The 22,020-nt window shown below is 57.1% G+C and carries 22 protein-coding genes; 6 read left to right on the top strand and 16 right to left on the bottom strand.

Going from position 1 to position 22,020, the window contains the following annotated elements; all coding sequences use genetic code 11:
• Positions 1-51: 51 nt before the first annotated feature.
• Positions 52-1,458 carry a UdgX family uracil-DNA binding protein gene (locus tag FPY71_RS13340; protein ID WP_246160535.1) on the bottom strand — a complete coding sequence of 469 codons (1,407 nt, stop codon included), beginning with the start codon at positions 1,456-1,458 and terminating at the stop codon, positions 52-54.
• 29 nt (positions 1,459-1,487) lie between these two features.
• Positions 1,488-2,720 (bottom strand): putative DNA modification/repair radical SAM protein, encoded by a 1,233-nt coding sequence (locus FPY71_RS13345; protein WP_149300798.1) that lies wholly within the window; start codon positions 2,718-2,720, stop codon positions 1,488-1,490.
• 61 nt (positions 2,721-2,781) lie between these two features.
• Here FPY71_RS13345 and FPY71_RS13350 point away from each other — a divergent pair, with 61 nt between their 5' ends.
• Both FPY71_RS13350 and FPY71_RS13355 read left to right on the top strand, forming a co-directional pair.
• A complete protein-coding gene (locus FPY71_RS13350; protein WP_149300799.1) occupies positions 2,782-3,174 on the top strand; it encodes a GFA family protein in 393 nt (130 codons plus the stop codon).
• A gap of 40 nt (positions 3,175-3,214) precedes the next feature.
• On the top strand, positions 3,215-3,538 hold the full coding sequence (locus FPY71_RS13355) for a hypothetical protein (protein WP_149300800.1): 324 nt from the start codon (positions 3,215-3,217) through the stop codon (positions 3,536-3,538).
• 59 nt (positions 3,539-3,597) lie between these two features.
• On the opposite strand, the gene FPY71_RS13360 is transcribed toward FPY71_RS13355, so the two are convergent.
• Both FPY71_RS13360 and FPY71_RS13365 read right to left on the bottom strand, forming a co-directional pair.
• Complete coding sequence (locus tag FPY71_RS13360; protein WP_149300801.1) at positions 3,598-3,864, bottom strand: hypothetical protein; 267 nt, start codon at positions 3,862-3,864, stop codon at positions 3,598-3,600.
• Positions 3,865-4,051: 187 nt separating this feature from the next.
• The gene (locus tag FPY71_RS13365) at positions 4,052-5,155 is read right to left on the bottom strand and encodes a saccharopine dehydrogenase family protein (protein WP_149300802.1); all 1,104 of its coding nucleotides are present in this window, start codon (positions 5,153-5,155) and stop codon (positions 4,052-4,054) included.
• Between the two features lie 132 nt (positions 5,156-5,287).
• Between FPY71_RS13365 and FPY71_RS13370 the strand changes: the two genes are divergently transcribed.
• The gene (locus FPY71_RS13370) at positions 5,288-5,719 is read left to right on the top strand and encodes an Lrp/AsnC family transcriptional regulator (protein WP_149300803.1); all 432 of its coding nucleotides are present in this window, start codon (positions 5,288-5,290) and stop codon (positions 5,717-5,719) included.
• A 12-nt stretch (positions 5,720-5,731) separates the two neighbouring features.
• On the opposite strand, the gene FPY71_RS13375 is transcribed toward FPY71_RS13370, so the two are convergent.
• From FPY71_RS13375 to FPY71_RS13385, 3 genes are all read right to left on the bottom strand, one after another.
• Complete coding sequence (locus FPY71_RS13375; RefSeq protein ID WP_149301104.1) at positions 5,732-5,965, bottom strand: hypothetical protein; 234 nt, start codon at positions 5,963-5,965, stop codon at positions 5,732-5,734.
• Between the two features lie 31 nt (positions 5,966-5,996).
• Positions 5,997-6,575, bottom strand: a complete 579-nt coding sequence (locus FPY71_RS13380; RefSeq protein ID WP_149300804.1) for an MgtC/SapB family protein — start codon at positions 6,573-6,575, stop codon at positions 5,997-5,999.
• Positions 6,576-6,637: 62 nt separating this feature from the next.
• Positions 6,638-8,035 (bottom strand): SLC13 family permease, encoded by a 1,398-nt coding sequence (locus FPY71_RS13385; RefSeq protein WP_246160537.1) that lies wholly within the window; start codon positions 8,033-8,035, stop codon positions 6,638-6,640.
• 87 nt (positions 8,036-8,122) lie between these two features.
• Here FPY71_RS13385 and FPY71_RS13390 point away from each other — a divergent pair, with 87 nt between their 5' ends.
• On the top strand, positions 8,123-8,932 hold the full coding sequence (locus FPY71_RS13390) for an AraC family transcriptional regulator (RefSeq protein ID WP_149300805.1): 810 nt from the start codon (positions 8,123-8,125) through the stop codon (positions 8,930-8,932).
• A gap of 110 nt (positions 8,933-9,042) precedes the next feature.
• Complete coding sequence (locus tag FPY71_RS13395; protein ID WP_149300806.1) at positions 9,043-10,476, top strand: metal-dependent hydrolase family protein; 1,434 nt, start codon at positions 9,043-9,045, stop codon at positions 10,474-10,476.
• A gap of 76 nt (positions 10,477-10,552) precedes the next feature.
• Here the strand turns inward: FPY71_RS13395 and FPY71_RS13400 are convergent, their stop codons facing one another.
• The 3 genes from FPY71_RS13400 to FPY71_RS13410 all read right to left on the bottom strand — a co-directional run bounded on the left by FPY71_RS13400 (position 10,553) and on the right by FPY71_RS13410 (position 13,474).
• Positions 10,553-11,434 carry an alpha/beta fold hydrolase gene (locus FPY71_RS13400; RefSeq protein ID WP_149301106.1) on the bottom strand — a complete coding sequence of 294 codons (882 nt, stop codon included), beginning with the start codon at positions 11,432-11,434 and terminating at the stop codon, positions 10,553-10,555.
• Between the two features lie 72 nt (positions 11,435-11,506).
• On the bottom strand, positions 11,507-12,289 hold the full coding sequence (locus FPY71_RS13405; protein WP_149300807.1) for an SDR family oxidoreductase: 783 nt from the start codon (positions 12,287-12,289) through the stop codon (positions 11,507-11,509).
• Positions 12,290-12,340: 51 nt separating this feature from the next.
• Positions 12,341-13,474, bottom strand: coding sequence for a pyridoxal phosphate-dependent aminotransferase (locus tag FPY71_RS13410; protein WP_149300808.1), 1,134 nt, complete (start codon positions 13,472-13,474; stop codon positions 12,341-12,343).
• A 359-nt stretch (positions 13,475-13,833) separates the two neighbouring features.
• Between FPY71_RS13410 and FPY71_RS13415 the strand changes: the two genes are divergently transcribed.
• Complete coding sequence (locus tag FPY71_RS13415; RefSeq protein ID WP_188052344.1) at positions 13,834-14,514, top strand: GntR family transcriptional regulator; 681 nt, start codon at positions 13,834-13,836, stop codon at positions 14,512-14,514.
• A gap of 37 nt (positions 14,515-14,551) precedes the next feature.
• On the opposite strand, the gene FPY71_RS13420 is transcribed toward FPY71_RS13415, so the two are convergent.
• From FPY71_RS13420 to FPY71_RS13445, 6 genes are all read right to left on the bottom strand, one after another.
• The gene (locus FPY71_RS13420) at positions 14,552-15,379 is read right to left on the bottom strand and encodes an ABC transporter permease (protein ID WP_188052345.1); all 828 of its coding nucleotides are present in this window, start codon (positions 15,377-15,379) and stop codon (positions 14,552-14,554) included.
• Entirely contained in the window at positions 15,379-16,293 is a 915-nt protein-coding gene (locus FPY71_RS13425; RefSeq protein WP_149300811.1) for an ABC transporter permease, read from the bottom strand. Before FPY71_RS13425 ends, FPY71_RS13420 begins: the two co-directional genes overlap by 1 nt.
• Positions 16,290-17,339, bottom strand: coding sequence for an ABC transporter ATP-binding protein (locus tag FPY71_RS13430; RefSeq protein ID WP_188052346.1), 1,050 nt, complete (start codon positions 17,337-17,339; stop codon positions 16,290-16,292). Before FPY71_RS13430 ends, FPY71_RS13425 begins: the two co-directional genes overlap by 4 nt.
• 148 nt (positions 17,340-17,487) lie before the next feature.
• Entirely contained in the window at positions 17,488-18,558 is a 1,071-nt protein-coding gene (locus FPY71_RS13435; protein WP_149300813.1) for an ABC transporter substrate-binding protein, read from the bottom strand.
• Between the two features lie 86 nt (positions 18,559-18,644).
• Positions 18,645-20,354 carry a thiamine pyrophosphate-requiring protein gene (locus tag FPY71_RS13440; protein WP_149300814.1) on the bottom strand — a complete coding sequence of 570 codons (1,710 nt, stop codon included), beginning with the start codon at positions 20,352-20,354 and terminating at the stop codon, positions 18,645-18,647.
• Between the two features lie 143 nt (positions 20,355-20,497).
• Positions 20,498-22,015: an aldehyde dehydrogenase gene (locus FPY71_RS13445; protein ID WP_149300815.1), complete on the bottom strand. Its 1,518-nt coding sequence runs from the start codon at positions 22,013-22,015 to the stop codon at positions 20,498-20,500.
• Positions 22,016-22,020: the final 5 nt, after the last annotated feature.

Below are 22,020 nucleotides of genomic sequence, written 5' to 3' on the forward strand. Positions count from 1 at the left end.
ATGCTCCGTTTCCATAAACCACCGCAGCGGTGAACCGGTTCCCCGGCATGGCTAAGCCGAGGAAATTCTGCTTGCCTTCCAAGCCGTTCCAATGTCTTCAGTCAGTTCTGCCAGCGCTTTGGCGCGCTCGGCAGGATCTTTCACACGCAATATGTAGGATGGGTGCCACGAAATCAGCACCGAACCGCCATGCATGGTGGATTCAACCTGCCCGCGGCGGCCGGCCATCGGTGCGGAATTGCCGGTGAGGGCATAAGCGGCTGAGGCGCCGAGTGCCAGCACCATGCGTGGTTGAATGAAGGCCAGTTCCAAACCCAGCCACCAGCGGCAATGCTGAATTTCCTGCCGGTTGGGGCTTTGATGCAGCCGCAATTTGCCGCGTGGGGTGAATTTGAAATGTTTCACCGCATTTGTCAGCCAGGTCTGCTCCGGGTCCACGCCTGCTTCTCGCGCCGCAGCGCGCAGAATTTGACCGGCAGGACCGACAAACGGGCGACCTTCCAGATCTTCCCGGTCACCCGGTTGTTCACCCACCATCATCAGGCTGGCTGTTGGCGGCCCTTCACCCCAAACTGTTTGCGTGGCTGGCTCGCACAGCCCGCAACGGCGGCATTGCAATGCGCCCTCACATGCCTCTTCCAAAGTCGCGGGCAGTTCAGGCGATTGTGGCATGGTTGCGCGGTAGCGGGTGGAAACGGCCGCAGCACCGGGGCGCGGCGCTGTTGCTGCGGCTTCCTGCATCCGCTCCACTCGGGCTTGCGCATCGCGCAACATATCCGGGATCAATTGGGTTTCCGGAAGGTTTTTCCAATATTTTTTCGGCATTTCAGAGCGCATGGCATCCAGCTTGATGCGGGCCGGATTGAAGATATTGGCGAAATAGGTTGCCCAAAGTGTTTCCGATGCATCCTCGGGAAGATCCGGCCGCACCCCGCCAGGGCAAAAGCTTAGCCGCCCATTATCAAACCGCGCGGTCAGGCGCGGCGTGGCGATCATCCAGTCCATGTCTGCAAAGCGTTTCACAAAGAAGGAACTGCCCGGGATCAGCGTGGCATGTTCAGGCTCAAACCACGCAGCAAAACGGCGGCGGCCTTCCGCGGGCAATTCGCGAAAACGCACGAAGGCGTGCATTTTGTGAATGTCGCGGCGAACCGATTTCGCCATCAGGTTCAGCCTGTGGCCGAGCGGGTCAGCATGTGAAAGCGGATCGCCCTGACGCCGGTCAAGTTGCCAGAGTGCCTGATACAGAAGGCTCAGCCGCTCTGGCGCTGAATGCCAGATCACTGAACCGGCAAGTTTAATGAAAGCTGGCGGCACGTGGGCCTGATGCAGACCGGGTTCATCCGGCAAGGATTGTGCTTCAAACAGGCTGGCGCTGTTTCCAGTCCAGTCAATGTCAACCGGCGCGATGCGGTGGCCGATGGCGGTTCTTGCCGCAGCGCGCCAAGCTTCAAACATGCCAATATCGGGCAATGTTACGGAGTAAGTCACAACAAGGACAATTGTTGAGGCTGGGGCGCAAAGCGCGCTCGCAGTTTGAGACTGTCGGTCAGCCCCCGTGGCGACCAACCGGGCAACGAAATGAAGCTGCGCGTTTTCTTCATCGAAACACCCAGCCGTGCCAGATCTTCATATCGCAGGGATCGGTTGCGACGTGCCGCCAGAATACGGTCGACAGTGCGAGTGCCAAAGCCGGGAACGCGCAGCAGCATATCGCGGCTGGCGCGGTTGACGTCCAACGGAAACAGGCCGCGATTTTGCAAAGCCCAAGCCAGTTTAGGGTCAAGGTCCAGATCGAGATGTCCGGCATTGGTGCCAGTTGCAATCTCGTCAGTACTGAAACCGTAAAACCGCAAAAGCCAGTCCGCCTGATAGAGGCGGTGTTCACGCACAAGCGGGGGTTGTATCAGCGGCAGCGCACTGGAAGCATCGGGAATGGGCGAAAAGGCGGAATAGTATACCCGCCGCAGCTTGTAGCCATTGTACAATCGGACAGAGCTTTTCAGGATCGTCAGATCATCGGTGCCATCGGCACCGATGATCATCTGGGTGCTTTGGCCGGCGGGGGCAAAACGGCGGGCAGCGCGTCCCGTGTGCGTCTTTTCCTTGGCTGCCTCGCCCTCCAGTCGCACTTGCGCCATGGCAGTGCGAATGGTTTCCGGCCGTTTCTCCGGCGCAAATTTGCGCACGCTTTCATCCTGCGGCAATTCCACGTTGATGGACAGGCGGTCGGCATAGAGTCCCGCTTCGCGGATCAGGTCCGGGCTGGCATCGGGAATGGTCTTGAGGTGAATATAGCCCTTGAAGCCGTGTTCTTCACGCAGGGTGCGGGCAATGCGCACCATATCCGCCATGGTCTGGTCGGGAGAGCGGATAATGCCGGACGACAGAAACAAGCCTTCAATGTAGTTGCGCCGGTAAAATTCCAGCGTCAGAGTAACCACTTCCTCGACAGAAAAGCGTGCGCGCTCCACATTGGAAGACACGCGGTTGATGCAATATGCGCAGTCAAAGATGCAGAAATTTGTCATCAGAATCTTCAGGAGGCTGATACAGCGCCCATCAGGAGTATAGGCATGACAAATGCCGCTTCCACCTGATGACCCTATACCACCCTTTGTCGAATCCCGCTTTTCGCCGCCGGATGATGCACACGAAGCATCATATTTCGCAGCATCCGAAAGAATGGCGAGCTTGTCTTGGAGGGTCATCTTTGTCATGACAGAAACTATAAGTGTTCACGAAATGTTCGTCAATTCGCACGCAATCAGAGGGTATGATATGGACATGGTAATTGGCGGCTGCCTGTGTGGTGACATCAGGTTCAAACTTGAGGGAAAGCCTTATCGCGTCGGCATTTGCCATTGCATGGATTGCCGAAAGCATCATGGCGCACCTTTCGCGGCTGCGGCAATTTTTCCCATTGAGGCAGTGTCGGTAGAGGGTGAAACGCGAAACGTTGCAGGGCGGCATTTTTGCCCGCAATGCGGCTCTTCCTTGTTTGGTGTCACGGGTGATGAGGTGGAAATCAGCCTTGGTTCGCTGGATGCGCCAGACCAGTTTGTGCCAACCTATGAATTATGGACAGTGCGCCGTGAGAGCTGGCTGAAGCCATTTGCTGGCATGAAGCAATATGAACGCGACCGGGACACATCTTCCCGCTCGGAAGTGTAATTCGGCAGCCCACTATCCATTTCAAAGAGGACAATGAGCAATGGCGCCATCACAGTTGGAAACTGCGCGCAAGCTGGCGGAAGAGGAGAGACCGCGCCGGGTTCGCGAGGGCAAGGACGCCATTTTGCCAGACCAGAACAGTATTGCTGTTCTGAAAACGCTGCGCCAGCAGATTGAGGCTATTGAAAAATGGTTGGGTGCGGCATGCACGGAAAGCGTGCCAATCCGGGCCTGTGCACTGATGGAAGCCGCCAACGCCGCGCAGTCGCTGCGCTTTGAGAGTGAAGAGCTGGTGCGCCGTATTGAGGTGTTTCGCAATGAAACAGACCCTTGGAGATTACCAGTCTCGCAAGTCCAGCACTAGCGAGCAAGCATCTGGATGTCCCAGGCTTCGCTGATTGGCATCAGGAAAATGACCATGCGTTAAGTCCGTTTTGGGCCAGACTTTGAAATACGAGCCATCTCTTCCGCAACATTCATCCTGGGATATGTTTTTTGAATTTCATGTGCCCATGAGAATACGAGATTTGCGGCTTGATGTTCGGGATCGATTCCGTAGTCGATTTGGGCGATCTGCTTCGGGGTCATGTTCAGAACGTAGTAGAGAAAGCGGAACTGCTCGGCCCAGGCGTCAAAATCGCCATTGGTAAAAAGGTCCGGACGCGGAAATATCCCATCAGTCTCATGCATGGTCATGACCTCCCTGCGCGGTCTTGCAGTTGTTTGTCCCATCAATCGGCCGGATGCAAATCTGCAAAAACGCGGCGCTCTGCCATGCATCAGTACCACATATACATCAACAAAGCCTCGCACAGAAAAGCCCCCGGTTCGACTGCAACCGGGGGCTGATAGCTGGGCACTGGCGCATACGCCGCTGTCAGCCGGCTTGCTTCAGGCGCACGGCATCCGGGTTGTAGGCGTAGCCGAAGCGATTGTTCAGGAAGTCCGTCAATGCCACTTCTTCCTGACGCACAAAGCCCTTTTGCGGCAATTTGCCTTCCGCCAGCATATCCAGCACCGTGGTAATGCCTGCCGCCGTGGTGATCTGGATTGCGCTCATGCGCTTGCCCGCAACAACGCCTGCATAGACTTTGTTCGCATAGGTTTCCTGCATGTAACGGCCATCTTTCCAGCCGCACACAGTTACGAATACGACAACCACATCCTGCATGGTTGCAGGCAAAGCGTTCTCGAACAGGTCTTTCAGCACATCTCGGCGGTTTTTCAGGTTCAGATCGTTCAACAGCGCCTTGATAATAGCCTGATGGCCCGGATAGCGAATTGTCCGGTAGTTCATGGTGCGAACCCGGCCCTCAAGCGACTTGGCCAGAGTGCCCAGACCACCCGATGTGTTGAACGCTTCGTAAGTCACGCCATCCAGCGAAAACTCCTCACGCTCCTCCATCGCCGGCACCGTGACCAGCTTGCCCTCAACCACGGCCTCACATGGCTCAATATACTCGTTGATCAGGCCATCCGTGCTCCAGGTCAAATTGTAGTTCAACGCATTGGATGGATATTGCGGCAGTGCGCCAACCCGCATTCTGACGCTGTCCAGCGTGTCGAACCGCTTGGCAAGATCATTGGCCACAATGGAAATGAAGCCCGGCGCAAGACCGCACTGAGGAATGAACGCCGTTTGCGCACCTTCTGCCAGTTGCTCGACCATTTTGGTGGTTGCGACATCTTCTGTCAGGTCGAGATAGTGCACACCGGACTCGAGTGCGGCTTTGGCCACATTGCCTGTCAGATGAAATGGTGCGGCCGAAAGAACCGCAAACTTTCCGCGCAGGGTGGCAACCAAGGCTGCGTGGTCCGCGATGTCCACAGTTGCAACGGAAATCGCCGGATGCTGATCGACTTTTGCCAACTGGGCCGGATCACGATCGGTAACCACAACCTTATAGTCGCCCGTGTCGGCCAGCATAAGGGCAATTGCGCCACCGATTTTACCGGCGCCGATTACAACAATGTCTTTCATCTTGATTTCCTGCCATAAGGGGTCGTAGGCAGACAATTCTACGTTCGTGCTGGTCAGATTGTAGCGGCATAATTAACATTATGATGAATTTGTTTGTACGAAAGGACAAGATAATTGGGCAACTCGCAAAGCATGGCACTTTCCGAAAAAGACCGCGAACTCCTGGCGCTGCTTTCCGAAAATGCGCGAATACCGGTGGCGGTTCTGGCCAAAAAGCTCGGTCTTTCGCGAACCACCGTTCAGGCGCGGCTGGAGCGGCTGGAGCGTGAAAAAATTATTGCCGGCTACACGGTGCGGCTGTCGGCTGAATATGTGTCGAGCCTCGTCCGCGCCCATATTCTGATCACCATCGCCCCTAAAGCTCTGGCGCAGGTGACAGCCTCCCTGGACAAGATCAAGGCTGTTGTTGAACTGCATTCTGTCAGCGGCAACTTTGATCTGATTGCAATCATAGTTGCGCCGTCGATTGCGCAACTGGATCAGTTGATCGACGAAATCGGGATGATCGAAGGCGTTGAGCGAACCTTGTCCTCAATCATCCTTTCCACCCGCATTGCAAGGTGATGTGGCGATTGGTCAGGCGCGGTCTACCAGCTTCGTTGCGCCTTCCTCTTCCGCGCAGTGGGCGCAGCAGTAAATCACCTCGTCCTGTTCAACGCCGTGGCCGATGATGCGGCAGTTGCAGCAAGGGCAGGTCGGTGCAAGTTTTTGTATGGCGCATTCGAAGCTGTCGAAAGTATAAGTTTTTTCCGCCATTTTGACTTCAAAGGATTTGTCGTAAATATTTCCACACTGGTCGCAGCGGGCCATGGATTTTCTCCTGTAACGCTCGTTTAGCTTGTCAAATCCCGGTTGTTGAATTTTGTTCCGAGCGGTCTGGTGTCTGGCCTTTCTTGCGATATCCATCCTTGTCGGTCACCGCCCGATTGGGCGCATTTGATCGACCCTCGACCTCCGGGACATCAGCGCTGTCATCTCCGCGCTTGAAATCGGGCAGATATTTTTCCAGCACCCGAATGCCGGTTATCAGCACAAGGCCCAGAGCCAATGCCGTGAAAAACAGAACGAACTGGCCTGCACCGGAGGTAATGCCAAGCGCTGCGGCCAGCCAGAGATTGGCGGCCGAGGTCAGGTTGTGCACATCGCCCCGCGCGAAAAATATCGCACCCGCGGCAATAAAGCCGATGGCCTGTGCCAGACCCTGCACGACCCGCAATGGGTCTATACTGTTATTGGGGTTTTGCGCCGAAAGTGTTTCATACAGCATCAAAGCGGAAACCGTGATGGCGGCGGAACTGAGCGCTACTATACCATGGGTTCGAATGCCCGCGGAAATGCCGCGTAATTCACGGTCCAGACCCAGCAACAGCCCGCCTGCGACGGCCAGTGACAAGCGCATAATGACATCGGTTTCCAGCATGCGAGCGCTCCCCTTTTTGCACAAAACGGCAGCGCCGGACCTTAGGTTCCGGGGTCAGAAGGCTAAATCCAGCCGAGGAACTTCCACCAGAAGTAATCCAGTGGCAGCAGCACCAGTATGGTGACAGCGGCCAGAGGCATAATCACACGCACAAGGTTGCCCAGCCGCTCTCCGGCCAGTTGCATGGCCACAATCAGCGGTGCGACTTGATACGGAAAAATGATGGTCGAAAAGCCGACAACCTGAGTCATCAGCACCGCTTGCAGATCGAAGCCGGTCTGGGCTGCAAGATCGGGCGCCATCGGCGTCAGCACCGCCGGCACGCCCGGCATTGTGGCAAACACCCCGATAATCGTGGTCATCAGTGACAGCGACAGGAAATTCAGCATGTCTGCGCCGTGGCTCAATTGCAGAATGCGCGTCATGGCAGAGCCAAGCAGACTGCCAAGGCCGGTTGCGTTGACCAATGTGCCAACGGCCAGTGCGCCAACCACAAACAGCAGCATGCCAAAATCAACCGAGGTTTTGAAGTTGGCCGGCGAGACAATGCCAATTCCCGGCAGCAGCAAAATGCAGGCTGTGGCCAGCCCTATCCACGCCGCATTGATGCCATGCACGCTGTCTGTCATCCAGAATGCCAACGTGATCAGCAAAATGATGGCCACGCGAAACTGCGCAGCGCTGGTTGTGCCCGTGTCTGCGCCGGATGCAGCGGTTTTGGCCACCGGGTCAATGGTTGCAGGAAATAGCCGCACCACCAGCATGACGGTGATGATGGCCTTGAGAATGCCCAGAACCGGATAATGCAGCGCGAGATAGTCCATATAGCCGAAATGCACGCCGTGTATGGTTTCTGACGCGCCGACAAGCACCATGTTGGGAATGTTGGAGGGCAGAATTGCAAAGCTTGGCATGTTGCAGGCAATCGTCAGAACAACCGCTATGCCCGCACGCCCGTTCGACCCTAGGGCAAAGCCGATGCGGTCGGCCAGCGCCATGCCGATGGGCACGAGCACCACGGCCCGCCCGATGGAAGATGGCATGAGAAAGCCAAGCAACATGGCAGCCAGCATCAGTCCGCCAATCAGCCGCGTGTAGCTGCTGGTCAGCATAGGGTCCAGAACAGCGGCCAGCCGGTTGCCCAGGCCCGAATTGCCAATGGCCGAGCCGATAACAAAGCCGGAAACAATCAACCAGATGGCGGCAGAGGTGAAGCCGGAGAACACCAGATCCGGCGCGGCCAGACCAAAAATCAGGGTGATGGTGAAGAAGATGAGGCTGGCCAGATAGCTTGGCACGACGCTGGTGGCCCACAGTGCCAGAGTTACCAGAATGATGCCCAGAACATGGGTCTGGTTGGGTGTCATGGATGCCGGCTGAGTGGCAATCAGCAACAGCGCAAGGCACATGACCATCGCGACAATGAGCTGCTTTGCAGGCAGTCGGGAAATCATTGTCATTGGCGAACCCTCAAGAACACGCAATCAGGCAACAACACGTCGGGTGGCAAGCTAGCCGAAGTGCGCACATTGTGTTAGACCGACTTCATGCCAACAGATGTCGCTGACACGACAATTTTTGAGCCGAGTGGCACCGCGTTCATCCGCGATCCGCTGCGGCCGATCCTGACCTATCGCCGCATTTTACCTGCCGGCCGTTCGGTCCGCCCGCACAGCCACGCGCGCAGCCAGCTTCTTTGGTCCATGCGCGGCGTGTTGCGGCTGATCAGTGGTGCATCCGTCTGGGTGGTGCCCCCCAGTCATGCGGTATGGGTGCCCGGCGGCCTAGCCCATCAGGTGGCGACAGAAACCGAGGTGGAATTTCTCAATCTCTATGTCGATCCATCCCGCCCTCTGCGTGCGGGGTCAAGCGCGGAGGCATGCACGGTTCTCATGCTGACGCCACTGGCGCGCGAACTGATACGCAGGCTGGCAGAGAGCGATACGAGGCAGCCATTTGACGGCCGGCTGATGCGGTTGGTGGATGTGATCGCCGACGAAATTGAAGATCTGGCAGATGCCCGGCTGAGTCTGCCGGGTGGGCGGGATGCACGGCTGATCCGCGTAACCCGGCTTCTGGTGGAATTTCCGAACAGCCATCGCTCGCTGACAGAATTTGCTGCGCTGGCCGGAGCCAGCCCACGCACGCTGGAGCGGCTTTTTCGCAGTGAAACCGGCCTGACATTTCGCCAGTGGCGCAGCCGGGCCCGGCTGCTTGCCTCTGTCGATGCCCTGAACCGCGGCCAGAGCAGCGCGGCAATTGCGTGGTCTTTGGGCTACCGCAGCCCCAGTGCATTCATCGCCGCCTTTCGCGAACATTTTGGCACGACGCCGCAGCGATTTTTATTGGGTGACTAGACCATTCGGGCGGTTTTGCGCAGACTTGCAACAGAATTCGCGTAAGTTGGTCCCGATGTTGGTTGCAATCGGATAGCGGGTGTTTCCGAGGTTCCTTGAAAGGTGCACGCATGCTTAGACTAGGCAGCAAATACCAGCACTTCGCAGCGGGATGCTCATGTTCCGCGCCGATTTTGCAACGCGTGTCGCAACGTCTGGCCGGTTTGTCGCGTCGCCAGTTTCTGGCAGGACTGACAGGGGCGGTCGTGGCAAGCACAATGCCGGGCAGGGCCTTGGCGCAGCCGCAGCCCGAAAAGATCCTGTTTCGCAATGTCCGCTTGTTCGATGGCAAGTCAGATTCCCTGCAATCGGGCGCACAGGTTCTGGTTTCGGGCAATCGCATTGCCGAGGTGGATTTTGCCAACAACGCACCGCCGGAAAATGCTGAAATCATCGATTGTGCCGACCGCGTGCTCATGCCGGGGCTGATCGATGCCCATTGGCACACGCTTTACGCTGCGGTTCCTATGCAGGTGCTGATGTCGGGCGATCTGGGGATGATTTTCACCATTTCGACAGCCGAGGCGCAACGGACCCTGATGCGGGGCTTTACCACCGTTCGCGATATGGGCGGGCCAGTGTTTTCCTTCGGTCAGGCCATTGACCGCGGCATCATCCCGGGGCCACGCATTTTTCCTTCCGGAACGATGATCACCACATCGGGCGGGCATGGCGATTTGCGCATGCCCTATGAAATTCCGCGCGACGGCGAAACCTTGAGCCTGAGCGAGTTGATGGGCGCATCGTCGATTGTTGATGATGTTGGCGACCTGAACCGCCGGGTGCGCGAACAATTGTTGCAGGGCGCATCGCAGGTCAAGCTGGTGGGGGGCGGAGGGGTTTCATCACCCCGCAGCCCGCTGGATATCTCAACCTTCAGTAGAGATGAAATCCGCTCTGCGGTGCAGGTGGCACGCGACTGGAACACCTATGTGACGGTGCACGCCTATGCTCCAATCACCGTGCAGCGCGCCATTGATGCCGGAGCCAGTTGCGTTGAGCATGCGCATCTGATGGATGAGGAAACTGCGCAGATGATGGCGGAAAAGGATGTCTGGCTGAGCACCCAGCCATTTTTGACCATGGCGGATGCAGCATCGCAAACCGGGCCGGGAGCGGAGCGCGCCCAGCAGATTTTTGACCGCACGCCAACACTGTATGAATGGGTGCGCAAATACGGCATCAAAACCGCGTGGGGGTCAGATATTCTGTTTTCTCAGGAACTGGCGCCGCGGCAAAGCAATATGCTGACCCATCTTGCAAACTGGTATTCCAATGCGCAGGCGCTGCGCATGGCCACGTCAACCAACGCAGAACTGCTGGCACTGTCCGGGCCCCGTTCGCCTTACATCGGCAAGCTGGGGGTGATCGAGCCGGAAGCTCTGGCCGATATACTGGTGGTGAACGGCAATCCGCTGGAAGATATCGCTCTATTGGAAAAACCCGATGAAAACCTTGCTATCATCATGAAGGACGGCAAGTTCGCCAAGCAGAGTTTGACGTAAGGCATTTCTTTTCGGAACCGTCGAAGAAAAAGGGCCGCTGCTTTCGCAGCGGCCAAAATACGGACGTCAGGAGGTGTCAGTCGGTCCGCATAATCTGTGCCGGATTGGCGCGTGGATCGCGCGCATCCCATTTGTTCAGTTCGACCTGTGCCAGAAACTCGGCCACCGTGCTGTTGAACAGCGCAGGCTCTTCGAGATTCAGTGTGTGGCCGGTTTTCGGAAACACCGAGAGGCCGCAGCGTGGTATTGTCCGCTTCAGAAAAATGCCGGGCTGCAGGCAATGGTCGTCTTCGTCGCCCACAATCACCAGTGTCGGGGCCTGCATTGCGGCAAGCTGCGCCTCCAGATCATACAGAGATGGACGGCGCACCTGAACGCCCCGCATGGTGTTTGCCGCGCCGACGGAGGAGTGTTTGGCCAGTCTTTCGGCAAACAACTGCCAGCCGCGTGGGTCCTTGTTCTGAAATTGCACACGGGACGCGCCAGAGGCATAGGTCGGCGCAAATTTTTCAGCACCCATTTCAGAAAAGTTTTTCGCAACCAGTTCTGATACGCCCTGAAAATAGCTTTCCAGCTGCTTTTCAGCGCCATATCCGGCACCGGCGGCTACCACCGACAGAATGGCATCCGGGTGGCGCAGTCCAGCATGCAGACATGCGAAACCGCCCATGGACAGGCCAACAATGTGGGCCTTGCTTTCGCCAAGACCCTTGATCACATCGGCAATATCGTCGGCAGCACGCGCCTGCGAATACAGTTCGACATCATCGGGTATGTCGGACGGCGCATAGCCGCGCGCCGCGAAGGTAACGCAGCGATAGCGGCGGGAAAAGTAGTTGAGCTGCGGTTCCCAACTCCAGTGGCTGCCACCAAACTCATGCACAAAAACCAGCAAGGGGCCGCTGCCAGCCTCTTCATAGTACAGCTTCACACCGTCGCTTGCCGTTATGTAACCCATCTGCTGCCCCTGATTGCGGTTTGCGTGGTTCAAGCCGTTCCCGGTTTGTGACAAGCGGGAACGGCGTTGTGCCTAGATGACGGAGCGGCGAGAGGTGATGCCGCCATCCACGGTGAAGATGGCGCCGGACGTGTAGCCCGAGCGGTATGATGCAAGAAACACGATCAGGTCGGTGATTTCATGCACGTGAGCAGGGCGCTTCAACGGATAGCGGTCCTGCAGTTCCTCATAGCGGCTCTCATCGCCATGCCATTCCTTGGCGCGCTTCTTCAACATGTTGTAGATGCGGTCTGTGTCCACCGGGCCGGGGTTGACACCCACAACGCGGATATTGTCGTCCAGGCTGCACCCGCCAATGGCGCGAGTGAATGCCATCAGGCTGGCATTGCCGGTCGTGCCAGCAACATAATTGGGGTCGAAAACCTCGCCGCCATTGCCGATATTGTTGATGATGACGCCGCCGCCCTGCGCCTTCATGCGCGGATAGATGGCACGGGTAAAGTTGATGTAGCCATAAACCTTCAGGTCCCAGCCATCACGCCACTTCTTTTCATCGATATCCCAGAGATTGCCACTGGGAATGACACCGGCATTGTTGACCAGAATGTCCACCTGACCTGCGGCATCCAGCACAGCGTCAACAGCGCCATCAGAGGTCAGGTCAATCGCCTGAATGGTGGCTTTCACATCGTAATTGTCGTGAATGTGCTTCTGAATTTCTTCCAGCCGGTCTTTCGACCGGGCAACAAGATGGACGTCGCAGCCTTCTTCGGCAAAAGCCGTGCTCAAGCCGGCGCCAATACCCTGGGAAGCGCCAGTAATCAGCACTTTCTTTCCTTTGAGAGCCAGATCCATGTCAATTTCTCCTGAGCTGGTCGATGCTTTTCAATTCGGTTTCGTTGCCGTTCAGAACAGTTTGATCGTTTCATTGCGACCGCGCGCACGCTCGATCAGATCTGGCAGCAAATCGACAAACTCCTGCACCCACTCACGCGGGACACTGACGCTGACTTTGATAAACCGGTCGCCAAAAGTGGCAGTGTGATATGAGCCTTGACGGATCATGATGTTGTGCTGCTGGTATTCAGCCGCCAGAGCTTCGGGTGTTACGCCGGCATTGCCGGTTTCAATCACCACAAAATTACCGTTGGAAGGATAAACCGGCATGTGCAGGCCTTCGATGCGGTCCACTGCTTCCTTGATAAGACGCTGGTTTTCGCGTTGATTGGCCAAGACATCCGGGAACCATTCAGACTTGACGCGCAGGCCCGCGACGGCTGCCCGCTGCGAGAAAATGCTGGAACCCAGATTGTTCGGTGGTGAACTCGCCAGCTTTTCAATGATATCGCCGTTCGCGACAATTGCCCCTACACGCAAACCTGCAAGGCCCAGCCACTTGGAAAAGCTGTAAACGGTCAGTGTCTTTTCGGGATATTGCTTGGCCGCCAAAGTGTGGTCATAGGCAAAATGCCGGTAGGTGCAGTCATGAATCAGATAGGCACCAGCCTCGCGGCAAATGTCGGCAATGGCTGAAATTTCTTCCGCTGTGCAGGCGGTGCCAAGCGGGTTGTTGGGATCCACAATGTAAACAACCTTGGTTTTCGGCGTAATCGCCGCTGCCAGCCGCTCGGGTGCCAGCCGGTAACCATGCTCTTCACCATAGATCGGAATCTGCTTCACCGTGGCTCCGACAGAGCGGGCAAACGCCATTGGCCAGTTCCAGGTCGGGTCAGTTGTGATGAACTCATCGCCCGGCTGCAGGAATGTGTGACAGACATGGTAAAGCGACGCCACAGCGCCGTCGGACACCAGTGCCGAGAGCTCGTTCAGGCCCAGATCATCCACGATGCCAGCGCGCAATTCTTCCAGACCTGCTGGCGGCGCGTAGATGTGAAATTCTTCATCCCGAATGCACTTTTCCATCGCCTCGACAACGGCAGGATGCAGTTTGGCATGATTGGTATTCTGTCCCAGCCACTTCAGATCCGGCGTGTTCACGAGTCTGTCGAAATGGGCGTTTCTGAGCTCAAAGCTCCGCATGTCTCGCTCCTTTTGGCTTTGCCTCTGGCGATCTTTAGGGCTGATCAACAGCGTCGAATATACATATGCATGCAGAACTGTCAAACATGTATGCAAAAAATAATCGTTGGTATGTGTATAATCTGTAGACCCTGCCAGATCTTTGAGCGCTGGCGCCTGAAATAAGCTCATTTCTTCGGCGGTTCTGCATGCCGCGGTTGAAATAACGCTGGATAAGCCCTGCCATTCCGGGAATCTGAATGTGGAGCGGGGTTTGGTCTCTGGCTCTGAAATGCCGATGTGTGTATGTTTTTATAGCGCCTGTATTGGTATTTCGGTCAGGCAGTCAGATCAGATCCGACCAGTATCAGGAACAAGGCATGTCCCAGTCAGAGAGTGTTTCCCTTTCCGCGGAAGTTGCCACGCGACTGGAAGAAGAAATTCTGCATGCAAAACGCAAGCCCGGCGACCGTCTGGACGAGCGCCAGCTTGCCGAACAATATGGCGTTTCGCGCACGCCAGTGCGTGAGGCCCTGCAGCGGCTTGCGGCCAGCGGCCTTGTTGTCTCGCGTGGGAAGCAGGGTTTGCAAGTGGCCAAGCTGGCGGTGGCAGACCTCCTGGACGCGTTCAGCGTGGTGGCCGAGCTTGAAGCACTTGCTGCTTCGCAAGCTGCCCGCCGCATAACGCCGGCGCAGAAGGAAGAGATGATCAAATGCCATCTGGCGTGTGAGGAAGCCGTCAAAAGCGGCGATGGTGACGCCTTTTTCACGGCCAATATTGCTTTCCACAACCTGATTTCCGTTGCCAGCCACAATCGTGTTCTGCAGGAGCAATTGCGCCGCCTGACGGTGAAGACCTCCCCCTATCGTCGCATCATTACCTTTCAGGCCGACCGGATGAACAAGTCCATTCCGGAACATACGGCGGTGATGGAAGCGATTTTCCGGGGCGATGGCCAGGCCGCAAGCGATGCGTTGCGTGCTCATGTCACCCTTCTGGGCGAAGGGCTTTCCGACCTGATCCATTTTCTCAGCATCGACACCGATATTGTGCAGCGGTAACGCCTTGCCGCTGCGGCAATTGCCCACCCACATACAGTTACGCTTCTGCTGACGCGGATTTAAGCCCGCTCAGTTGTCGCTGGCGAATGACCTGGCCGAACAACACCATGATCACCATCGCGGAAATGATCAGAAAGGTTGAAACGGCGGCAACGGTCGGATCGGCATTGTGCTGAATATGTTGCATCAGGCTGAGGGGCAGTGTGTTGCCGGCAGCGGTGAACAGCGACAGCGACACATTGTCGAATGACATGAGAAACGCAAACACGCCGCCTGCAACAACGCCCGGCTTGATCAGCGGAAATGTGATCAGCCGAAATGTGCGATAGGCAGACGCGCCAAGATTTCTGGAAGCCTGTTCCAATGTCAGATCGTAATTGGAAAGCGTGGCCAGAACCAGATAGGCAACATAGGGAATGCCGAGCACACAATGGGCAAGAATGGTGGCAACCACGCCCGGCGCCAATCCATAAGACGGCAGCACAAACATGACGCCAAGCCCTTTGACCACCGCGGGCAGGGCCAGCGGCATCATCAGCACCAATTGCGCCGAGCTTCGGCCCAGAAAGCGATAATGGTTCAGCGCAATGGCGGCTGCGGTTCCGGCAATGGTGGACAGAACCGCGCAGACCGCAGCAATGACAAGGCTGTTCCACAAGCCCCGGCGAAAATGCTCATTGTTGATGGCCGCCTCATACCATTGCAGGCTGAAACCGGGCGGTGGAAACTCGATCCGCGCACTGCTGGAAAAGGAAATGACCATTGGCAGCAGAATTGGAATGATGAGAAATATGCAGACCCCGCCGACATAAATTGCCAGCATTCGGCGCGCAAAGCGGTCTTCGGATTGGCGATGGCTGGTCATCAGAGTGTCCTCGCCCATGGAGCCAGACGCCGGAACGTGATGTTCGAAATCAACAGCATCAGCGAAACAATTATCAGCATCACAATGGCCAGTGACGCGGCAGTGGCCCAGGCAACCTGAATGGCGGCTTCTTCATAAATCACCGGTGCAAGCAGGCGGAAGCGGGTGGAGCCAAGCAGGTTCGGAATGACGAAATCGCTGAGAACATTGGCAAAAACCAGCTGGCTGCCAGCCACAATGCCCGGCGCCGTCAGCGGAAAAATAACCCGGCGGAATGTTCGCAGACGCCCGGCACCCAGATTGGCGGAAGCGGAATAGAGCGTGTCGTCAATTTTGCCGATGGCGTTGATCAGGGGCAGCACCATCAGCGGCAGATAACGGTGGATCATGGCCGGAACCATGCTTTCCAGCTCGAACAGCATGATCAGCGGCTGTTTCAGAATGCCCAGCCCCAGCAGAACAGAGTTGATCAGACCGGTATCGGCGGTGATGACAATCCAGCCAAAGGCCCGCACAATGACGCTGACCATAAGCGGCAGATACACCGCCCAGAGCAGAAAGCCGCGGGACTTTCGGGCATAACGCACCAGGAAATAAGCAAACGGGTAACCCAGGGCCAACGTGCCAAGGGTAACTCCCAGGGACACCAGCACGCTGTTGGAAAACACTGTGAGATAATAGGTGTCTGTCAGAATATTGGCGTAATTTTCAAAGGTGAAATCGCTGACCATCAGCGCCATGGGGTCATCGCGGTTGAAGCTGTACCGAAACACCACTGCCATTGGTATGATGAAGAACGGTACAAAAAGTGCGATTGCCGGCGCCAGCCACAACCATGGCGTTATTTTGCTGAAGTTGAAACGCCGTCTTGCTGCCGGGGGCGCAGACGCTGTCAGGGTCGCCTGATGGGTCATCCGGCGGCTCCCGTCTGCATGACGCGGATATTGCCCGGAGCAACGTCCAGGTACACCGCGTCGCCTACAGCAAGTGAGCGGAAGTCAGTTGGATAATCTGCCACGATCTGGATGCCGCTCAGGTCGATGACAAAGCGAGAAATTGACCCGAGAAAAGTGACCAGCGTTATCCTGCCCGGATTGCTTCGATGCAGTTCTGTCGGCTGGGCTGACAGGCGGATGTCTTCGCTGCGCAGAAAAATCGCGGTTGCATCTCCCGCTTTGCCACCGCCCTGTGCGCCGGTAACATAAAGGCCCGTTGGCGCAACAGCATCCAGCGAACTGCTGCCAGCGGCTTGCAGCAAAGCGGGAATTTCATTGGCAGAGCCAAGAAATCGCAGCACAAAACTGGAGGCCGGGTTGCGATAAACATCCTCGGGCGTGCCAACCTGGACAATATGCCCTTGCTCCATAATGGCAATCCGGTCGCTGACGGCAAATGCTTCTGCCTGATCATGCGTGACCATGATGGTGGTGATCTGCAATTGGCGCAGCAACAGCGAAAGCTCGATCTGCATTTCCTCGCGCAGATTTTTGTCCAGCGCGCTCAACGCTTCGTCCAGCAGCAACACTTTTGGCCTTGGAGCCAGAGCGCGCGCCACGGCCACACGCTGCCGTTGTCCGCCGCTCAGTTCTGCCGGGTAGCGATCGCCGAAACTGTCCAGCTTCAACAGGGAAAGCATGGTGGACACGCGTTCCTTGATCAACGCGGCGGGCTGGCCGCGTGCCTCCAGCCCATAAGCGATATTGGCTTTAACGGTCATGTGCGGAAACAGCGCATAGTGTTGAAACACCATGCCGGTCTCGCGCTTGTTGGGCGGCAGATCAACAATCGAGCGGCCTGCCAGCCGGATGTCGCCGGCATCTGGCTGGATAAAACCCGCAATCATGTTCAGCAGCGTGGATTTTCCGCAGCCGCTGGGGCCAAGAAACGAAATGATTTCGCCCTTGTGAATTGCCAGACTGCTGTTGTTGACAGCGTAAAGCGAGCCAAAGCGCTTGCTCACGCCTTGTATTTCCAGATCGAAATCCGGGCCGGCTCCGCTTTGGCTTCGTTGATCTGAGTTCAATTGAATGTCGTGATTCAAAATCGTCATGATGTTCGATGCTCACTTCCTGCTGTCCGGCCCGGAATGGTTTGTATGGAACTGGATATCAGCCCGATTGCACGTTTCTTTCCCAGCGCGTGCGCCAGTCACGTTCAACGCTGGCCATGTAGGTGTCATCCCAGAAAATCAGCTTGCTGAAATCCGTCATGATCTTGTCCTTCAGATCATCCGGTACAACGACGTCACGGTTGACCGTGGTTGCCCACAGGCCGGTTGCCAGGTTTTCCTGGGCTTGCCTGCCGATGATGAAATTGATGTATTCATAGGCCAGGTCTTTGTTTGGCGACTCCGCCGGAATGGCAAGGTCATATGGCCGGGCAGCCACGCCTTCCGAAGGGGCTGCGCGGGCAACATCCGGGTTGTTGCGGATAACGCTGCTGATGCGCACGCCAAATTGTGGGCAGGCCGCAATTTCACCCCGTTCCATCAGCGCCGATGCCTGTTCCGGATTTGTGGTGAAGGTGCGCACATGGCTTTTCAGCTCGATGATTTTTTCAAACGCCGCATCGATGGCTGCGGGGTCTTTTTCATCACCCCCCAAAGAGCGGGCGACAAGCGCCACAAAGTCAGGTGCAAAAACAACGCTGGTTGAGGGCAGGGCGATTTTGCCCTGCAGTTCCGGGCGCCAAAGGTCCAGCCACGAAGTTATGGGCGAACTGACCATCTTGGTGTTGTACATGATCTCGATCGTGTCGAGCACAAACGGAATGCCAAAGCCCTCGGGGCTGAGCGAGCTTTGTTCAAGATTTGCCAGATTGGGCAGTTTTGATGTGTCGATTGTTTCCAGAAGACCGGCGCGGCCGGCGCGCACGGCTGCCGGGCGCGACAGCATGACAACATCGAAAGGCGGATTGGCGCGGCTGGCCTGCAACTGGCCAATCGTTGCCGGTGTCAGGCTGGCAGTATATTCCACCCGCCCAAGCCCTGCTGCCTCAAACGGCGCACCCACCGCCTGATCAAGTATCTGATATGGCCCGCCGAAATGCGTTACACGCACCGGCCCGGCCTGCGCAAATGCCCCAGTTGAAAACAAGCCTGTGCCAGCAATGCCGGACAGCGCTGCCATGGCCGAAGCCTGTAAGAGAAATTCCCGCCTGCTGGTTTTTCTGCTCATCATCTGCTCTCCGTAGGAGTGTGAGGGGTCTTTGATGCTGTGCTATGCGGCCTTGTTTTCTTATCGTGTGCTGAGGCTGTGCAGCCGGATCAGTCTGTTACATGCGCGTTCACAACCACGCTGACGCCTTCGCGCACCTTGGCCAGCCCTTGGGCAATCGCCTCTCTGGCCTCATCAATCGTGGTTGCGGTCAGGCCGATGCCGCCTGCCGCTTCAATGGTGCGTGCCAGGTCCAGTGGCGCATCAAAGCGCCCTTCCTGAAAGCCTGCGCGGGCAGAATGCCCTTCAGGGTGCATCATGGCGGTAGACCGCGCCACGGCGCGCCACCCGCCATTGTTGATGATCACAGTCAGAAACGGCGCGTTGTGGGCGCGTGCACCCCAGTGAACTGCGGAAGGTGAGCCGAAAACATAGCAGCCATCGCCCTGAAGGCAGACAACATCTGCGTCGGGGCGGGCCAGTTTTGCGCCAAAAGCTGCCGAAAGACCCAGGCCGAGGCCACTGCCTGCCTCTCCCATCAAGGTGCCAGCCTTGCTTTTGCGCAACTGCCGCAAAACCCGCGTGTCGTTGGTCACGGTTTCGTTGATGATCAATGCATCCTGCCCGCAAACCTCTGCCACAAGCCCGGCCAGCCGCGAAACGGTCAATTGATCGGTGGCCAGCTCCTTGTCCCAGGTCGCAACCAGCGCATCATGCGAGCGGGCAAGACTTGCGCGCCGTTCACTCAATGCTGCTTCGTCGGTTGCCGGCGTCTGGCGGCCAAGCCGGGTCAGCGCGTTCAGCGTCTCGCGTGAATTGGCCTGAATGAATGTGTCGCCGCGCAGGCTGCGCATGGGAATGCGGCTGTCAATCGGATCCACGCCGATCCACACCACTTCGGCGTCGTCGGATGGTGTCTGGATAACCGGCACCCACGGTATCGGGCAATCGAGCGAAATGATCAGATCTGCCTGTGCCAGAAGGTCTATTTTCGCGTCGGTGAAATAGCCCTGATGCAAGGGGTGGTCGGCTGGCATATTGACGTGGAACGGTCTGATTTCCACAACGGGAACCACAAAGGTCTCGGCAAAATTCACCAGGGCTTCCACCGTCCCGGCTTCGGCACCTGCCGATGTGGTCACCAGAAGCGGTGCCTTGGCCAGACGCAATTTCGCGACCAGATCCTGCAAGGTGTCTTCCGCCGGAACCGTTGGTGCAGGAGCCGGCATTGCCGGGTACTGGTAGCTTTCAATTGGGTCTTCCAGTGGCTCTCGGGCGGCTGTCATATAAACTGCGCCGGGAGGGTTGGAATGGGCAATCTGCAACCCGCGTGAAACCGCGGCGGGAAAAGCTGCACCGCTGCGCACTTCATACTCCCATTTGACGTAATTGCGCACGCTGCCACGCTGGTCGGCAACATCCTGCATCCAGTGCACATAATGGTCGCGGCCGCCAAAGCGCTCGCCATTTTCTGTCCAGGGTGAAATGCCGGCAAAAATCAGCACAGGCAGGCGGTTGCGCATGGAATTGTGCAGGCCAGCGCCCAGATTGAGAGTGCCAACGTCCACATGGGCAATTACCGCCTGTGCATGCCCGGCAAAATGCGCATAGCCCAAGGCACCGTTCATGGCCACGGCCTCATGCTGGCATATCACCAGCCGGGGTACTTCCGGCATGTTGTCGGAAGCATTGTGCTTTGCCCAGCTTTCAATCAACCCGGCATGGTCTGTACCGAAAACCGAGAAAGCAACGTCCACGCCCCCCTTGCTGAGTGACTCCAGAAATACGTCGCTTGCGGTCTGGGTGGTGGAAGTGGACATGTCAGATTCCCTGCTTGGAACAATTGCACGAGTTGTTGGCGCTCCATTGGTGCTGTGCCGGAGAGCTGCCTTGCGAATTCATTTCAACAGTCGAAACACTCTTACCTTTTGTTTCGGCGCATTCGGCTTCAGCGGGAAGCGCTCTAGCTGTAGCGGTCTCCACCACCATACCAATCCGGGAAATCATCGGTCAGGCGCACCACAACATTCTGCTCCTTGGAATATTCGTGCAGAGCGTTCCAGCCATTTTCCTTGCCGTATCCACTGGAGCCAAAGCCGCCCCAGATCGATGCCGGATCGTTCTTGTGATGGTCATTAATCCAGACAATTCCCGCATTGAGGTTTTTAACCACGCGGTGAGCCCGCATGACGTTGCGGGTCCAGACGGAAGCGCCAAGACCAAATTCATGATCATTGGCCAGTTGCAATGCGTGCTTTTCATCAGTGAATGGCATGACGCAGATCACCGGGCCGAAAATTTCCTCGCGCACAATGCGGTGGCTCGGGTTCACATCAGCAAAAATGGTGGGTTCCACATAATAGCCGTCAGCCAGATCCCCCGACATTGCGGCGCGTGCGCCTCCGGTTACCAGCCGTGCGCCTTCGCTTTTGCCCGATTCAATATAGTCGAGCGTTGTTTCCATTTGTTTGCGGGAAATCACCGGGCCCATTTCGGTTGCGCGGTCCAGCGGGTCGCCAATCTTGAAACCCGCAACCTTGGCTGCCAGTTTTTCGATAAAGGCTTCGTAAATCGTGTCCTGAACAATAAATCTTGTGCCGGCAACGCAGGTCTGGCCAGAGGCAATAAACCCGGCAAAAGCGGCGCCATTAACGGCCTCTTCCAGCGGCGTATCATCGAACACCAGAACAGGGGCCTTGCCACCAAGCTCCATGGTGGCTGGAATAAGCCGCTGTGCCGCCATGCCCGCCACGCGGCGCCCGGTTTCCGTGCCGCCGGTCAGGTCAATACGCGCCATGCGTGGAGCGGAACACATGGCAGGGCCAACGACGGAGCCTTCACCAGTTACAATATTCAGGATGCCGGCTGGCAGCCCGGCCTGCGTTGCCAGTTCGGCAAACAGCAGCGGTGTCAGCGGAGCAATTTCGGCCGGCTTGGCAACCACGGCATTGCCTGCGGCCAGTGCCGGAGCCAGTTTTTTCAGGAAAATCAGCAGCGGGTGGTTCCACGAGGTGATGAGACCCACCACGCCCAAGGGACTGAACTGAGTGTAGTTGAGGTGCCCGCCCTTGAATGGCTTGACATGGCCTTCCATGCCGCGCGCAATGCCGCCAAAATAGTAGAACCATTCGGGCAGGCGGCTCATCTGCGCGGTCATTTCGCGAATGGGACGGCCGGTCACCCGGGTCTCCAGCTCGGCAAATTCCGGCAGGCGGGCTTTCAATGCATCCCCGATAGCATGCAGGATGTGGCCGCGGTCCAGCGCGTCCAGGTCCGACCAAACGCCGCTGTCAAAAGCCTTGGCAGCGGTTTCTACCGCAAGGCGCATGTCATCTGCCGTTCCTTTGGCCGCGCTGCCCACGTGCGCACCAGTGGCCGGGTTGTGAATTTGCGAACGGTCATGCGACGATGCCTTGCGAAATGCGCCGTCAATAAACAGGTCCAGCTCAAGATCTGATTGCTGGGATCGTGTGGCCGTCATAGCCC

It is taken from the genome of Aureimonas fodinaquatilis (assembly GCF_008369445.1).
GTDB classification, from domain to species: domain Bacteria; phylum Pseudomonadota; class Alphaproteobacteria; order Rhizobiales; family Rhizobiaceae; genus Aureimonas; species Aureimonas fodinaquatilis.

Coding starts and splice junctions, on each gene's coding strand:
- FPY71_RS13365 (WP_149300802.1), bottom strand. CDS start 5,155: ATGAAAGACATTGTTGTAATCGGCGCCGGTAAAATCGGTGGCGCAATT.
- FPY71_RS13410 (WP_149300808.1), bottom strand. CDS start 13,474: ATGCGGAGCTTTGAGCTCAGAAACGCCCATTTCGACAGACTCGTGAAC.
- FPY71_RS13375 (WP_149301104.1), bottom strand. CDS start 5,965: ATGGCCCGCTGCGACCAGTGTGGAAATATTTACGACAAATCCTTTGAA.
- FPY71_RS13415 (WP_188052344.1), top strand. CDS start 13,834: ATGTCCCAGTCAGAGAGTGTTTCCCTTTCCGCGGAAGTTGCCACGCGA.
- FPY71_RS13425 (WP_149300811.1), bottom strand. CDS start 16,293: ATGACCCATCAGGCGACCCTGACAGCGTCTGCGCCCCCGGCAGCAAGA.
- FPY71_RS13350 (WP_149300799.1), top strand. CDS start 2,782: ATGGACATGGTAATTGGCGGCTGCCTGTGTGGTGACATCAGGTTCAAA.
- FPY71_RS13400 (WP_149301106.1), bottom strand. CDS start 11,434: ATGGGTTACATAACGGCAAGCGACGGTGTGAAGCTGTACTATGAAGAG.
- FPY71_RS13370 (WP_149300803.1), top strand. CDS start 5,288: ATGGCACTTTCCGAAAAAGACCGCGAACTCCTGGCGCTGCTTTCCGAA.
- FPY71_RS13360 (WP_149300801.1), bottom strand. CDS start 3,864: ATGCATGAGACTGATGGGATATTTCCGCGTCCGGACCTTTTTACCAAT.
- FPY71_RS13385 (WP_246160537.1), bottom strand. CDS start 8,035: ATGACAATGATTTCCCGACTGCCTGCAAAGCAGCTCATTGTCGCGATG.
- FPY71_RS13380 (WP_149300804.1), bottom strand. CDS start 6,575: ATGCTGGAAACCGATGTCATTATGCGCTTGTCACTGGCCGTCGCAGGC.
- FPY71_RS13440 (WP_149300814.1), bottom strand. CDS start 20,354: ATGTCCACTTCCACCACCCAGACCGCAAGCGACGTATTTCTGGAGTCA.
- FPY71_RS13345 (WP_149300798.1), bottom strand. CDS start 2,720: ATGACAAAGATGACCCTCCAAGACAAGCTCGCCATTCTTTCGGATGCT.
- FPY71_RS13340 (WP_246160535.1), bottom strand. CDS start 1,458: ATGTTTGAAGCTTGGCGCGCTGCGGCAAGAACCGCCATCGGCCACCGC.
- FPY71_RS13395 (WP_149300806.1), top strand. CDS start 9,043: ATGCTTAGACTAGGCAGCAAATACCAGCACTTCGCAGCGGGATGCTCA.
- FPY71_RS13445 (WP_149300815.1), bottom strand. CDS start 22,015: ATGACGGCCACACGATCCCAGCAATCAGATCTTGAGCTGGACCTGTTT.
- FPY71_RS13420 (WP_188052345.1), bottom strand. CDS start 15,379: ATGACCAGCCATCGCCAATCCGAAGACCGCTTTGCGCGCCGAATGCTG.
- FPY71_RS13435 (WP_149300813.1), bottom strand. CDS start 18,558: ATGATGAGCAGAAAAACCAGCAGGCGGGAATTTCTCTTACAGGCTTCG.
- FPY71_RS13390 (WP_149300805.1), top strand. CDS start 8,123: ATGCCAACAGATGTCGCTGACACGACAATTTTTGAGCCGAGTGGCACC.
- FPY71_RS13405 (WP_149300807.1), bottom strand. CDS start 12,289: ATGGATCTGGCTCTCAAAGGAAAGAAAGTGCTGATTACTGGCGCTTCC.
- FPY71_RS13355 (WP_149300800.1), top strand. CDS start 3,215: ATGGCGCCATCACAGTTGGAAACTGCGCGCAAGCTGGCGGAAGAGGAG.